This window comes from Bacillus alveayuensis (assembly GCA_030812955.1).
GTDB classification, from domain to species: Bacteria; Bacillota; Bacilli; order Bacillales; family Aeribacillaceae; genus Bacillus_CB; species Bacillus_CB alveayuensis.
Map to the genome: position 1 here is coordinate 905,599 of JAUSTR010000001.1, position 14,035 is coordinate 919,633.

The window sequence follows — 14,035 nt, forward strand, 5'->3', positions numbered from 1 at the left end:
TATGTTGATTATAGCATGATTTTCTAATTTATACAAACATAAGTTCGAAAAATGAGTTGACAGAAACGTTTGTTCGTATTATACTGAATTCAAAATAAGCGAACATATGTTTCTGTGGAGGGGATCAAATGGAGAAATTTTCATTTGTTTACATCATCAGCTTCTTTTTTGTCACATTATTAGGAGTTTTAGCCTTATCATACACAGGGGAACGACAGGATTTATCCAATTATATCGAAGTAACTATACATGAAGGAGAGAGTATTTGGAACATAGCTGAGCAGTATGAATCCGTTTACGGTTTAGATAAAATCGAATTTATCAAATGGGTAGAAGAAAATAATGACCTTACAAATTTAACATTGAAGCCCGGTGACACTGTCGTCATTCCCATCGAAAAAAAGATGTTATATAATAATCATTTGTTAGCTAAAGAAAAGTGATTAGGTAAGGGGATTGACCGTGAAAGCAATCATCTATTGTCGGGTAAGTACAACAAAAGAAGAACAAGAAACATCTTTAAAAAGGCAAAAAGAAGAGCTAATGAAGCTTGCAGCTGAAAATGGAATGGAAGTAGTTCGAATTATAGAGGAGCAGGCAAGTGGATATGAGATCGATCGAGAAGGCGTCTTTCAATTATTAGATGATATGAAAACGTTGAAGCCTGATGCGATCTTAATTCAAGATGAAACGAGAATTGGCAGAGGAAATGCAAAAATAGCCCTCTTGCACTGCATTTTAAAAGAAGGTGTTAAAATTTATACGATCAGCCATAAAGGTGAACTCGAACTTTCCGAAGCAGATTCTATGGTATTAGAAATTGTTAGTATTGTGGAGGAATATCAGCGAAAAATACATAATTTGAAAATTAAACGCGGAATGAAAAGGGCTGTTCAAAATGGTTTTAAACCTGAAAAAAATTTAAAAAATCAGCACATTCCTTCTGGAAAAGAAAAGAAGGTGGTGCCGATTGAAGAAATTGTACGATTACGAAAAAATAATTTAACCTTTCTTGAGATTGCTGCTACGTTAAAAGGGTTTGGTTACGATGTATCAAAAGCGACTGTGCATAGACGCTATCAAGAATATTTACGGGAAAATGAGAACAAGCAGCATCAATCATAATGGTTGAAATTCTTTATGGAATTTCGTACGATAATAACACATGAGAGAATAAGGAGTTAAATGCGATGATTTCAGATGAGTTAATTGCTAGAATTAATGAATTATCTAGAAAAGCAAAAAAAGAAGGATTAACGGATGCAGAAAAAGAAGAGCAACAGCGATTAAGAAAAGAGTATTTACAGGTATTCCGTTCTTCGTTGAAAAATACATTATTAAATGTGACAATCGTTGACCCCAACGGGAATGATGTAACACCTCAAAAATTGAAAACATTAAAAAATAATCGTTTACATTAAAAGAGGGAATACTAAAGTATTCCTTTTTTTATTGTAGAAACAGTGATTTGAAGGAAAATTTTAAAAATATTATATGTTTCGAGTAAAGAGCTATGATAAAATAATGGGTACTTGATAATGAGAAAGGATGGATGATGTTGACAAACTCAATACAAGATTTAGCGATCACAACGATACGCACTCTTTCCATTGATGCAATTGAAAAAGCAAACTCCGGTCATCCTGGTATGCCAATGGGGGCAGCTCCGATGGCATATGCATTGTGGACAAAGTATATGAACCACAATCCCGAAAACCCAAATTGGTTTAATCGTGATCGGTTTGTATTGTCCGCTGGTCATGGTTCCATGCTTCTTTATAGTTTGCTGCATCTATCAGGATATGATGTGACGATGGAAGATATTCAATCTTTCCGCCAATGGGGAAGTAAAACCCCCGGACATCCTGAATATGGCCATACTCCAGGAGTTGATGCAACAACTGGTCCATTAGGACAAGGTATAGCGATGGCTGTAGGGATGGCAATGGCTGAACGACATTTAGCTTCTATATATAATAGAGAATCATTTAACATTGTGGATCATTACACTTATGCCATTTGTGGTGATGGTGATTTAATGGAAGGCATTTCTTATGAAGCAGCTTCCCTTGCCGGTCATTTAAAATTAGGACGTTTAATTGTTCTTTATGATTCCAATGATATTTCATTAGATGGAGACCTACATAAGTCATTTTCTGAAAATGTGCAAAAACGCTTTGACGCAATGGGATGGCAAGTACTTCGCGTGGAAGATGGAAACAATGTTGAAGAAATTTCAAAAGCGATTGAAAAAGCAAAAGCAGAACTCGATCGTCCGACATTAATAGAAGTCAAGACGACAATTGGATTCGGTTCTCCTAATAAGGCAGGAACTTCTAGTATTCACGGTTCACCATTAGGAAAAGAGGAATTAACATTAACAAAACAAGCTTATTCTTGGACATTTGAAGAAGATTTTTATGTGCCGCAAGAAGTTTATGACCACTTTTCTGAAGTAGTTAAAGAAGCAGGTAAAAAGAAAGAAAAAGAATGGAACGACTTATTTGCAAACTATAAAAAAGAATTTCCTGAGCTTGCGCTTGAACTAAAGAAAGCCATCTCAGGGGAGCTACCTAGCGATTGGGATGTAGACATGCCAACTTATGAAGTAGGAAAAGCGATTGCCACTCGTTCATCATCAGGAGAAATGATTAATGCGATTGCCAAAAAGGTCCCTTATTTCTTTGGTGGTTCAGCTGACTTAGCAGGATCAAACAAAACGACCATTAAGGGGGAAGAAGATTTTTCATCGCAACATTATAACGGAAGAAATATTTGGTTTGGAGTTCGGGAATTTGCGATGGGAGCAGCATTAAACGGCATGGCACTGCATGGTGGTTTACGTGTGTTTGCTGGAACGTTTTTCGTATTCTCTGATTATTTACGCCCAGCCATTCGTCTGGCAGCTTTAATGAACTTGCCCGTTACTTACGTCTTTACTCATGATAGTATTGCGGTCGGAGAAGACGGTCCGACACATGAGCCAATCGAACAGCTTCCATCATTAAGAGCGATGCCTAACTTATCCGTCATACGTCCAGCAGACGGTAACGAAACAAGAGCTGCTTGGAAGCAAGCATTACAATCGAAATCAACTCCGACAGCTTTAGTATTAACTCGTCAAAATTTAGAAACTTTAAAAGAAACAGCGAATCTAGCTGAAACAGGTGTTAAAAAGGGAGCTTATATCGTCTCACCTGCGAAAGCAGAAAAAGCAGACGCCTTATTGTTAGCTTCAGGATCAGAAGTTGGATTAGCGGTAAAGGCTCAACAGACGCTTGAAAGCGAAGGTATTTATGTTTCTGTTATTAGCATGCCTTCTTGGGACCTATTTGAAAAACAACCTCAAGAATATAAGGACCATGTGCTGCCAAAGAATGTGAAAAAACGTTTAGCGATCGAAATGGCTTCCCCTCTTGGTTGGGAGCGTTATGTTGGAGAAGAAGGAGAAGTCATCGCTATTAATACATTCGGAGCTTCAGCCCCTGGCGAAAAAATAATGAAAGAATATGGATTTACGATAGAAAATGTTGTTCAAAAAGTGAAAGCTTTAATCAATCAGCGATAATCGACAAAATTAGTGCCTCATTTTTCCATCATCAGACAAATCTTTCCGGTCAAAAATTATATAATGATTGAAAACAGAACGTAATGAGGTGGAAATGTATGAGGCACTTTTATCTTTATTTAATTAAAGAGGAGTTCGCTAATCATTTTTTCGGTCGTGAATTTAAGATCTTTCGCTTATTTCAAGATTATATTTGGACAAGCAGCGACCATCATGTTTATCACGTGTTAAAACAGCAAGTAGAGTATGTAACAAAAACGATTCCTGTCATTTATTTAGATGAATGGATGAAAACTTTTTTGTCTAAACGGGAAGACTATCAGCATGTTTCGTCTATCCATAAAATTTATTTATCGAATAAACGCGGAAATGCAACATTATTATTAAAAGATCGACATATAGAAATTACCTCATCTGGTAGTTATGAAGCAGAGACTGTATTTTTTGAAATATTAAGAAAATTTAATTCCTGCTTCCTAGCAATGGACTTTCAAAATGAGCAATATGGTTGGTTAAATCCGATAAAGAAAAGAAATTTTGTTTAATTTAGCAGAAATTCACGTGGAAATATAGTATAATAACAGATGGTCAAGTTTACTGAATAGGTTGACAACATGAAGGAGGAAAAATTTAATGGAACTTTGGTTAGCGATTGTCATCGCTATTCTAGCACTACTTGTTGGAGTAGCGTTAGGTTTTTTTATCGCTCGAAAATATATGATGAATTATTTAAAGAAAAACCCGCCTATTAACGAACAAATGCTGAAAATGATGATGATGCAAATGGGCATGAAGCCGTCGCAAAAGAAAATCAACCAAATGATGAAAGCGATGAACAATCAATTAAAATAATTTTAGAATGTTGAAGATGGGAACTTTTCATTCCTTTTTCATTTTGAGGTTCTATTTTTGTAGAAATGGATTTGTTATAAGACACGCACACTGCGTGTCTTTTCTTAAAGCTTTAACAAAAAAGTTTAATCGACATAGTCGCAAATTATTATCAACGGAAAAGTTTGAAAAGGGTTTTAATCCACCTTAAAGACTCGGCCTGTCCGGGTTTTCTTTCTTTATAATGACGAAGATTTTATTGTTATTCTATATTTTTGAATTTACTTAAGAAAGTTTTATAAAATTGTTAAAAAGATGTCATATGATATAATCATTTCATGTTCTTTTTGCTGTTACAATCGTGAAAAGGAGTGAAAGGGAGTGTTCTTATGAGTGATATAAACATTTTTTTAGCCTTTGGGGCAGGATTATTATCTTTTATTTCTCCTTGTTGTTTACCATTGTATCCGGCTTTTTTATCATATATAACGGGTATGTCAATCAATGAATTAAAATCTGAAAATGCACGGATCCAAAAGCGAAGTTTGCTGCATACTCTATTTTTTTTATTAGGTTTTTCCGTTATATTTATTGCGATTGGATTTGGAACATCTTTTATCGGGAATTTATTTTTAAATTATCAAGATTTGATCCGCCAAATTGGTGCGATTTTAATTGTTTTTTTCGGTCTCGTCATTTTAGGAGTATTTACCCCAGATGTTTTAATGAAAGAAAGACGATTTGAATTTCAAAATCGCCCTGCTGGATTATTAGGATCAATTTTAATCGGAATGGCTTTTGCTGCTGGATGGACCCCATGTACCGGACCTATTTTAGCCTCCGTTATTTTACTTGCGACGTCCAATCCAGGATCTGGTATAATATATATGATTGCCTATACATTAGGTTTTGCCATACCGTTTTTTATCTTGTCCTTTTTCATAGGTAAAATCAATTGGATTAAAAAGCATAATGTGATGATTATGAAAATTGGTGGAGTTATCATGATCATTATGGGAGTTATGTTGTTTTTTGATTGGCTCACGAAAATTATCATATTCTTTACGAATTTATTTGGGGGCTTTACAGGTTTTTAAACAATTGTTTAAAGTAGTTTTGTGAGGGAATTGGGAGGAAAGAAAGTGTCTCGTATTTTAATCGTGGATGATGCAAAATTTTTGCGGGAAACGTTAAAGAAAATATTGTCAAACGGTCATTATTCAGTCGTTGGGGAAGCAAAAAATGGTTTGGAAGCTGTTCGGCTCTATAAAAAAATGCGTCCAGATCTTGTCATTATGGATATTACGATGCCGGAAATGAGTGGTATCGATGCTATGAAAGAAATACGGAATGAAGATCCTGATGCGAAGATTATTATGTGTTCCGCTATTGGTCAACAACGAGTTGTTTTTGAAGCCATTGAAGCAGGTGCGAAAGATTTTCTTGTCAAACCATTTGATGAAATGAGGGTGTTGCAAGCTGTTAAGCATGTATTAAACAATAATTAATGTAACTTTCAGTTTTGTAAAGGATTGGTTTAAGATGATGATTGTTTCTTCAATTTTTGCCATAATCATGGGGATTCTTGTCATTTTTATTCGCTCAAAGGCATCTAAAAAGCCCGTCACAGCCAAAAAGATCATTTTGCCCCCTATATTTATGAGTTCTGGTGCATTGATGTATTTATTTCCTGAATTTCGGATTACTCCGTTAGAAATTGCCGAAGCATTATTCGTTGGCTCCATTTTTTCGATATTTTTAATGAAAACTTCAAATTTTGAAGTGAGAGGTCAACATATTTATTTAAAACGTTCCAAAGCCTTTATTTTTATCCTGTTTGGTCTTTTAGCTTTACGTATTCTATTAAAAAGCATTTTGAGTTTTACAATCGATTACGGTGAATTAACCGGAATGTTTTGGATGCTAGCTTTCGGAATGATCGTGCCGTGGCGAATTGCCATGTATATTCAATTCCGAAAATTAAAAAGGGAAATAGAGGGGTTTTAAAATCAGCAAACATAATACATAATCCTAGTTTATATATAAATGAGGCAATCCTAAAAGCAACTAACCTCAAGTGGTTTGACAATTTGCTTTTGGATATGCCTCTCTTTATTTGTTTTCACTGTAAAACAAATAAAACCCTCCATAAAGATGTAGAGGGAGTTAAAAAAGTGCTTCATATTGGGAATAATCAATATTTTTTTCCTTTAATCTCTTGATTAAAAACTTATGATCACGTTTTGGTGTAGCTAAAATATATCCTCTGATCACGAGATCTTGCGTGATCTCAGCTGCGTTTTCTTTCAGTGCGAGTTCCCCAATTTTTCCGGCTATTTTTTGTCTAGCAACATCGCGGAAAAGCTCTGGAACAGGTGATACTAACTCTTCTAGAAGCTGTTTTTGTTCATCTGACCATAAATGATGTGTTTGTTGTATGTAATATTCCTGCCAATCTAATTCTGATTTGCCGTCTTCCTTCGGTAATCGTTTTAAAAATTTCCGAAACATAAAAAAGCCCCCGATTGCCAGCATCGTAATAAGGAAGACGACCCATAGCAAAATAAACCATAAAAACCATCCCGTTAACATGTTTTCACCCCAACGTTGAAAATTCATGAATTAATTATACACAACGATTGTAAGGAAGAAAACCGTTAAGGGTTTATCGATTCATAAGCTGTAATTAACTCTTTAATAGCATATTTTACTGCCTTTCTTTTATTTTTATGTGTTCCAATAGACATGCATTCATTTAACTCTGCAAAAACTTGATATTCATGATGATCAAAATAAATGGTCAATTTAATATTTCCAGAATCTGTTGGATACAAAAACAATTCATACAGCATTGTGCGATTGTTCAAATACCCGTCATCCTCCTATTCAACTAATTTCCATATAGAAAAAAAGATCTCTAGGAAAATCTTATCATACGTATTTTATTTTTTTCTACTTTTTCATACGGGGAAATTGTAAAAAATAATAAAAAATATAACAATATTGAACGATGTTCAAATCAAACATAAACAACGTGGATACACGCTTGTACGTTACATAGACAAATTTTATTTCTAATTAAACTATGTTCTAAAAGAAAAAATGTTTTTATCTTCCTACCCTAAAGTTAAAGGGTCATCAAAATATGTATTTAAGGAAAGAATTTAGGAACGATTAAAGAAGAAAAAGAAGAAAAGAAGAATCAATTGTTGAGGCTGTTTTGGAGCAGCCTCTTACCTTTTTTGAATTTGTATTCTTTTGTTGTTACGGATAGTTTTTTCCTCCTTGGCAATTTTAATTTCTAAAATCCCGTTTTGGTATATAGCATCTATACGTTTATCTTCTAAAGGGAATGGTAATACAACGGATCGTTCCTTCGGTTTTTCCTCTTTTATTGAATGAATGGTAATGGATAGGTTGTCATTGTTTATTTCAACACTAATTTCATCCGCCTCAACATGATTAATTTGTGCTTCAATAATGTATTCACAGCTTGTTTCGAAAAGATCGACTCTAAAGGTGTAATCATCGAGAAAACTCATAAATGGATCTTGAAAGAATTGGTTCATCCAATCTTCAATCCCATTAAGTTCTGAAGGGAGGGATTGTTTTTTCTTTCCCATACCAAAACCTCCAAGTCATATCAAACTTAAAATTATATCTATTCACACTTTGCTTTTTTGGTTACAGCAAATCACACGAATAATTTTAAAAAGTACGATAAATATTTTTATATGAAGCATAAAAAAGAAAAAATTTATCTTATCATCAGGCGTGTTGATTAACCAATAATAACCAGTTGAGATGGCTCTATTTCTAGCTTTTCAGCCATACGATTCTGTATTTTTATGTAAAATAATGGATAATCAACACTTGTGTCTTATCATAAAAATAAAACAGGATAGACATAAATTTTATCTATCCTTTTTCCGAAAGAGTTAACGGTTACATATCATGGCTTTTATTTTGTTTTTGTTTTGTGTGGTTTCGGTTTTTTACTTTTTTGGATCCATCAAGCGGCTCCGGTTGCCCAGAAACCCCTTTTGAAGCATTTTTTCTTATATCCTTTGAATCGTTTTTATTTGTCATCTCCATTCCTCCTTTATTATGTAGAATGGCTAAGATGACAGAAATCATTCATTCGCTTTGAATAATTTTAATGTTTTTTCTTAAACTATAAAAGAATTGCTGTAAAGGAGTGAGTTCATTGCCTTACCATAAAAATAAACAGCAAGCTTTTCAAGCAGCTCAACAAGGTATGAAAGATGTTGTGGATGTTTATACACAAATCGAAAAAAGCGACGCCGATTACGGAAAACAATTAAAACATTTAAAACAAGAAGTGAATGAAGCTTATCAACAAATTCAAAATGCGTTAGAAGTTGCATCAGAAAAAGAACGGTTAAGACTTGAACAATATGAACGTGACCTCCGGCAAATGGTCAATGAAGTGAACGATGAATCGTGATAAAACGACGGAGAAACCCGTCGTTTTTTTAAGCATTATTGACTCTTTTTTCTTTTTTTATTAAAAGAACGCTGTTCAGCTGTCAATGGTTCATTTTGCAGTTCTTCATTATATCCGGCTCCTTTTCCTTGTGCTTTTGCAGCATTCATTCCTTCGATTAAATGATTTGCTTTCCTCTTACCCATATTTTCACCTCCGTTTTTATTGTTTAACGGAATCACCTCGTTCATACGAAATAATCATTATGGTAAAAAAATAAGAATATTACTATGTATAAGTGTTCCTTATAATAATTGATAACATCATTGATATTTACTTATTAAGAAAAGTATATTAAGATTGAATTGCACGAATTTTTTGAGGTGTGGGGGATTAAAAACGATAATTGTTGATATTCATCTAAAGGGGGAGAAAACGACATGACACAGCAACAATTGGTGAAAAACGACGTTTTCCAAGCGAGAAAAAGCTTTCAAGTTAATGGGAAAACGTATCATTACTATTCATTAAAAGCACTAGAAGATGCAGGAGTAGGTCAAGTTTCTCGATTACCTTATTCAATTAAAGTGTTATTAGAATCCGTTTTACGCCAAGTAGACGGTCGTGTCATTACAAAAGAGCATGTTGAAAATTTGGCTAAGTGGGGAACAGATGAGTTAAAAGATTTAGATGTACCATTTAAACCATCCCGTGTTATTTTACAAGACTTTACGGGTGTTCCTGCTGTTGTAGACCTAGCTTCTCTACGGAAAGCAATGGCAGATATGGGCGGAGATCCAGATAAAATTAACCCGGAAATTCCTGTAGACCTAGTTATCGACCATTCCGTTCAAGTTGACAAAGCTGGTACGGAAGATGCTTTGCAATATAACATAGAGTTAGAATTTGAACGAAATAAAGAGCGTTATCAATTTTTAAGCTGGGCGCAAAAAGCATTTGATAACTATCGTGCTGTGCCGCCTGCAACAGGTATTGTTCACCAAGTAAACTTGGAGTATTTAGCAAATGTTGTCCATACAATGGAAGGGGAAAATGGTGAATATGAAGCTTTCCCTGACACTTTAGTTGGTACAGACTCTCATACAACGATGATCAATGGCCTTGGCGTATTAGGCTGGGGTGTAGGTGGTATTGAAGCAGAAGCAGGTATGCTAGGACAACCTTCCTATTTCCCTGTACCAGAGGTAATTGGGGTTAAGCTTGTTGGTGAGCTTCCAAATGGAACTACAGCAACAGACCTTGCTTTAAAGGTTACTCAAGTACTTCGTCAAAAAGGTGTTGTTGGGAAGTTTGTAGAATTTTTCGGACCTGGTGTATCAAAGCTTCCGTTAGCTGACCGTGCAACGATTGCTAATATGGCCCCAGAATACGGTGCCACTTGTGGATTTTTCCCTGTTGATGGCGAATCCATTGAATATTTACGTTTAACAGGTCGTGACGAAGATCATATTCAAGTTGTTGAAGCTTACTGTAAAGAAAATGGCTTATATTATACGCCTGACCAACAGGATCCAATTTTTACAGATGTAGTTGAAATTGATTTATCAACCATTGAAGCAAACCTTTCTGGACCGAAACGTCCACAAGATTTAATTCCGCTTTCTAAAATGAAAGAGGAATTCCATAAAGCCTTAACAGCACCAGCTGGAAACCAAGGGTTTGGACTAGATACTTCTGAGCTTGATAAAGAAGTAACGGTTACTTTAAAAAATGGCGAGCAAACGACAATGAAAACAGGTTCTGTCGTGATTGCTGCGATTACAAGCTGTACGAATACTTCAAACCCTTATGTGTTAGTAGGTGCCGGTTTAGTAGCGAAAAAAGCAGTGGAAAAAGGTTTGTCAGTACCGAAATATGTAAAAACATCGTTAGCACCTGGATCAAAAGTTGTTACAGGGTATTTACAAGATTCTGGGTTATTGCCATACCTTGAAAAACTCGGCTTTAACCTCGTAGGTTATGGTTGTACAACATGTATTGGAAACTCTGGACCATTAGCAGAAGAAATTGAAAAAGCCATTGCTGAAAATGATTTGCTCGTTACATCTGTTCTTTCAGGTAACCGTAACTTTGAAGGACGTATTCATCCGCTTGTAAAAGGGAACTACCTTGCATCACCACCATTAGTTGTGGCGTATGCACTTGCGGGAACAGTAGACATTGATTTATTAAATGATCCAATTGGCCAAGACAAAGATGGCAACGATGTATTCTTTAAAGATATTTGGCCATCAATGGATGAAATTAAAGAAGTCATAAAAGAAACAGTAACACCTGAATTGTTCCGTAAAGAATACGAGCGAGTCTTTGATGATAATGAACGTTGGAACCAAATTGAAACAACTGATGAACCATTATATAAATGGGATGAAAATTCTACTTATATTCAAAATCCACCGTTCTTTGAAGGATTATCACCTGAGCCTGGTAAAGTAGAACCATTAAAAGGATTACGTGTTGTTGGTAAGTTTGGCGATTCTGTTACAACCGACCATATTTCACCGGCAGGTGCCATTGGCAAAGATACTCCAGCAGGGAAGTATTTACAATCTAAAGGAGTATCCCCAAGAGATTTTAACTCATATGGTTCTCGCCGCGGTAATCATGAAGTGATGATGAGAGGAACATTTGCAAATATTCGTATTCGAAATCAAATTGCACCAGGTACAGAAGGTGGTTATACAACCTACTGGCCAACAAATGAAGTTATGTCCATATACGATGCTTGCATGAAATATAAAGAAGATGGAACAGGTCTTGTTGTCTTAGCTGGAAAAGATTACGGTATGGGAAGCTCTCGTGACTGGGCAGCAAAAGGTACAAATCTTTTAGGTATTAAAACAGTAATTGCGGAAAGCTTCGAACGTATTCACCGTTCAAATCTAGTATTAATGGGCGTTCTTCCTCTCCAGTTTAAACCTGGTGAAAATGCAGATGTTCTTGGTTTAACCGGAAAAGAAGTAATTGAAGTCCATATTGATGAAAATATTAAACCTCGCGATTACGTGAAAGTAACGGCAACTGATGAAAATGGTAATCGCAAAGAGTTCGAAGTTTTAGTTCGTTTCGATAGTGAAGTTGAAATTGATTACTATCGTCACGGCGGTATTTTACAAATGGTATTACGCGAAAAACTTAAAGGATAATGGAAGGTTTGAAGGAGTAGGATGGAAAATCCTACTCTTTTTTTTTGTTATAGAAAATGAAAAAATCGTAAGCGACGAGAGAGTTTCCTGCTCCTCCTTACGATTAGTCAACAAAGAATCACTTAAAGTTTTCGTGTTTCCATTTCAAATGGAGAGATCCGCTTCATACGTCACTAAGCGGTACCTTACGTGTTATACATACCCTTTTGTATAAAGCAATATGAACTTCATGATTTTGTCAAATTTTTTCATGTAATGAGAGGATGATGGTTTTACAATAATAAGTATCGTTGTTATTTATTTTATTGTTGAATCTTTGTCAAAGGATTATTGAGAGGAGTTTGATCATGAAAAAAATATTAGCAATTATTTTTCTGTTGATATTAGCAGGGGTAGCGATTTGGCAAACCATTGCATCAAAAGATGTAAAAGTTGGTCTAGAAAAGGGAGATAAAGCTCCAGATTTTGAATTATTAACTTTAAACGGAGAAACGAAAAAAATATCTGATTTTCAAGGAAAAAAAGTTATTTTAAATTTTTGGGCTACATGGTGTCCTCCATGTAAAGAAGAAATGCCAGAAATGCAAAAATTGTATGAAGATTATTCTGATGAAATTGAAATCGTTGCCGTTAATTTTACCGCTAGCGAAAGTAATCAAGAAAAAGTAAAGCAATTTATTGAAAACAATGGATTTACCTTTCCTATTTTACTGGATCCGAAAAATAAGGCAAATAGCGGATATGAAGTACTCACTTATCCAACGACTTATTTTTTAAATGAGGATGGAATTATTCAAGATAAAGTGGTTGGGCAAATGACGAAACAATATTTGATGGAAAAGATCGATGACATGTAAAAACTACTAGCTATTACTTTTTTACGTGTAGGATTTCGTAAAAATAGTAAGACTGCTTCTCTTTTCCTTTTAAAAACTCGGTACGCCCGGGTTTTCTTTTATGTTTATAAAATGGAAAAATTGGTTATAATGTCAATAAACGTTCACAATTGATTTATATAAAATATCTGAATATTAAGTATAATATAACTGTAAACATCAAGATGTTATTTAGAAGAAAAGAGGGATGAAAAATGAAGCATAAACTTACATTTGAACAATTAGTTCTTGAAAATAAACAAAAAATTTTAAAAGATCGTCAAGCTTTAGCTAAGTTAGAAGAGCGAGTCGAAAAAAGACTTGAAAAAAGATTTTTGGAAAAATTAGGGTAATGTTCCTTAAATTTTAAGTCATGCATTGTATCGCTTTGATTCAATCTAAAATAAGGAGGCGATCAATGATGACGAACTCGAATGATAAACCATCACATTTCAATCCAAATCATATTGGCACAAAACCAAGAGGATTTGGTGGAAATAAAGGAAAAAAAATGCAAAGCAAATCAAATGAACAAGTACAAGTCATTCAAACAAAAGGAGAGTAGGGGTAAGTCCCTACTCATTTTTTATCAAAATGAAAATTTTTCGTTTTGTAGCGTTCTTCCTACGACGTCGTTAGTGTAATTTTTTTCCTTAAAGTTTGGTCTCTATTCCCAAAAATTTCATACAACATTTTCACCTGTTTCGTTCAAACTAAAGCTGATTGGATAACAACAAGGAAAGGGTGACATGTTATGGTCTATAACAAACCGAATCCAGATGATCGATCAGATAATGTTGAAAAATTACAAGATATTGTCCAAAATACGTTAGAAAACATGGAAGAAGCAGAAGAAACTATGCAATTTGCTGATCGTGAAGAACGTGAACGAATTCGAGCTAAGAATCATCGTCGTGAAGAAAGTATACATGCTTTACGACAAGAAATAAAAGATGAAGCTCACGATCGAGAAAATGGCTATCGAAACGAAGGTTAACATGTTCACCGAGATGTCTCACGCCTCTAAACAACATGTAGGTGGGATGCTCATCCATTATGTGAAGCTGACTCCTTTATAGATGAGTTCAGCTTTTTTATTTATGTTGAAATAGTTGAGGTGATTATACTTATTCGATAAGATGAAAAG

The 14,035-nt window shown here is 34.8% G+C and carries 20 protein-coding genes; 15 read left to right on the plus strand and 5 right to left on the minus strand.

Annotated elements, in window-relative coordinates; genetic code table 11:
- The first annotated feature begins 128 nt into the window (after positions 1-128).
- From yneA to J2S06_RS04580, 9 genes are all read left to right on the plus strand, one after another.
- Entirely contained in the window at positions 129-443 is a 315-nt protein-coding gene (gene yneA, locus J2S06_RS04540) for a cell division suppressor protein YneA (RefSeq protein ID WP_419151410.1), read from the plus strand.
- A gap of 19 nt (positions 444-462) precedes the next feature.
- Entirely contained in the window at positions 463-1,125 is a 663-nt protein-coding gene (locus J2S06_RS04545; RefSeq protein ID WP_419151411.1) for a YneB family resolvase-like protein, read from the plus strand.
- Positions 1,126-1,190: 65 nt separating this feature from the next.
- A complete protein-coding gene (locus J2S06_RS04550; protein WP_419151412.1) occupies positions 1,191-1,421 on the plus strand; it encodes a DUF896 domain-containing protein in 231 nt (76 codons plus the stop codon).
- 137 nt (positions 1,422-1,558) lie between these two features.
- Positions 1,559-3,568: a transketolase gene (tkt, locus tag J2S06_RS04555; RefSeq protein WP_419151413.1), complete on the plus strand. Its 2,010-nt coding sequence runs from the start codon at positions 1,559-1,561 to the stop codon at positions 3,566-3,568.
- Positions 3,569-3,666: 98 nt separating this feature from the next.
- Positions 3,667-4,113 carry a sporulation inhibitor of replication protein SirA gene (gene sirA, locus J2S06_RS04560; RefSeq protein WP_419151414.1) on the plus strand — a complete coding sequence of 149 codons (447 nt, stop codon included), beginning with the start codon at positions 3,667-3,669 and terminating at the stop codon, positions 4,111-4,113.
- 88 nt (positions 4,114-4,201) lie between these two features.
- Positions 4,202-4,420, plus strand: coding sequence for a YneF family protein (locus J2S06_RS04565; RefSeq protein WP_044746931.1), 219 nt, complete (start codon positions 4,202-4,204; stop codon positions 4,418-4,420).
- A 368-nt stretch (positions 4,421-4,788) separates the two neighbouring features.
- On the plus strand, positions 4,789-5,496 hold the full coding sequence (locus J2S06_RS04570; RefSeq protein ID WP_044746932.1) for a cytochrome c biogenesis CcdA family protein: 708 nt from the start codon (positions 4,789-4,791) through the stop codon (positions 5,494-5,496).
- A gap of 45 nt (positions 5,497-5,541) precedes the next feature.
- Positions 5,542-5,907: a response regulator gene (locus tag J2S06_RS04575; protein ID WP_419151415.1), complete on the plus strand. Its 366-nt coding sequence runs from the start codon at positions 5,542-5,544 to the stop codon at positions 5,905-5,907.
- Between the two features lie 34 nt (positions 5,908-5,941).
- A complete protein-coding gene (locus tag J2S06_RS04580; RefSeq protein WP_044746934.1) occupies positions 5,942-6,406 on the plus strand; it encodes a CcdC family protein in 465 nt (154 codons plus the stop codon).
- A gap of 159 nt (positions 6,407-6,565) precedes the next feature.
- On the opposite strand, the gene J2S06_RS04585 is transcribed toward J2S06_RS04580, so the two are convergent.
- From J2S06_RS04585 to J2S06_RS04600, 4 genes are all read right to left on the minus strand, one after another.
- Positions 6,566-6,991, minus strand: a complete 426-nt coding sequence (locus tag J2S06_RS04585; RefSeq protein WP_044746935.1) for a DUF2621 domain-containing protein — start codon at positions 6,989-6,991, stop codon at positions 6,566-6,568.
- A gap of 65 nt (positions 6,992-7,056) precedes the next feature.
- The gene (locus tag J2S06_RS04590) at positions 7,057-7,266 is read right to left on the minus strand and encodes a hypothetical protein (RefSeq protein WP_044746936.1); all 210 of its coding nucleotides are present in this window, start codon (positions 7,264-7,266) and stop codon (positions 7,057-7,059) included.
- 366 nt (positions 7,267-7,632) lie between these two features.
- Positions 7,633-8,022 (minus strand): Hsp20/alpha crystallin family protein, encoded by a 390-nt coding sequence (locus J2S06_RS04595; RefSeq protein ID WP_419151416.1) that lies wholly within the window; start codon positions 8,020-8,022, stop codon positions 7,633-7,635.
- Between the two features lie 322 nt (positions 8,023-8,344).
- Positions 8,345-8,488 (minus strand): small acid-soluble spore protein P, encoded by a 144-nt coding sequence (locus J2S06_RS04600; RefSeq protein ID WP_083978669.1) that lies wholly within the window; start codon positions 8,486-8,488, stop codon positions 8,345-8,347.
- 118 nt (positions 8,489-8,606) lie between these two features.
- Between J2S06_RS04600 and J2S06_RS04605 the strand changes: the two genes are divergently transcribed.
- Entirely contained in the window at positions 8,607-8,867 is a 261-nt protein-coding gene (locus tag J2S06_RS04605) for a hypothetical protein (protein WP_044746940.1), read from the plus strand.
- Between the two features lie 35 nt (positions 8,868-8,902).
- On the opposite strand, the gene sspO is transcribed toward J2S06_RS04605, so the two are convergent.
- Positions 8,903-9,052 (minus strand): small acid-soluble spore protein O, encoded by a 150-nt coding sequence (gene sspO / locus J2S06_RS04610; protein ID WP_044746941.1) that lies wholly within the window; start codon positions 9,050-9,052, stop codon positions 8,903-8,905.
- 249 nt (positions 9,053-9,301) lie between these two features.
- On the opposite strand from sspO, the gene acnA reads away from it, so the two are divergent.
- The 5 genes from acnA (at position 9,302) to tlp (ending at position 13,885) form a co-directional block, all read left to right on the plus strand.
- Positions 9,302-12,013: an aconitate hydratase AcnA gene (gene acnA, locus J2S06_RS04615; protein WP_459077042.1), complete on the plus strand. Its 2,712-nt coding sequence runs from the start codon at positions 9,302-9,304 to the stop codon at positions 12,011-12,013.
- A gap of 344 nt (positions 12,014-12,357) precedes the next feature.
- Positions 12,358-12,870, plus strand: a complete 513-nt coding sequence (locus J2S06_RS04620; protein WP_419151463.1) for a TlpA family protein disulfide reductase — start codon at positions 12,358-12,360, stop codon at positions 12,868-12,870.
- Between the two features lie 233 nt (positions 12,871-13,103).
- Positions 13,104-13,241, plus strand: coding sequence for an FbpB family small basic protein (locus J2S06_RS04625; RefSeq protein ID WP_083978671.1), 138 nt, complete (start codon positions 13,104-13,106; stop codon positions 13,239-13,241).
- Between the two features lie 68 nt (positions 13,242-13,309).
- Complete coding sequence (locus J2S06_RS04630) at positions 13,310-13,453, plus strand: acid-soluble spore protein N (protein WP_044746949.1); 144 nt, start codon at positions 13,310-13,312, stop codon at positions 13,451-13,453.
- Positions 13,454-13,642: 189 nt separating this feature from the next.
- The gene (gene tlp, locus J2S06_RS04635; protein ID WP_044746942.1) at positions 13,643-13,885 is read left to right on the plus strand and encodes a small acid-soluble spore protein Tlp; all 243 of its coding nucleotides are present in this window, start codon (positions 13,643-13,645) and stop codon (positions 13,883-13,885) included.
- Positions 13,886-14,035 lie beyond the last annotated feature (150 nt).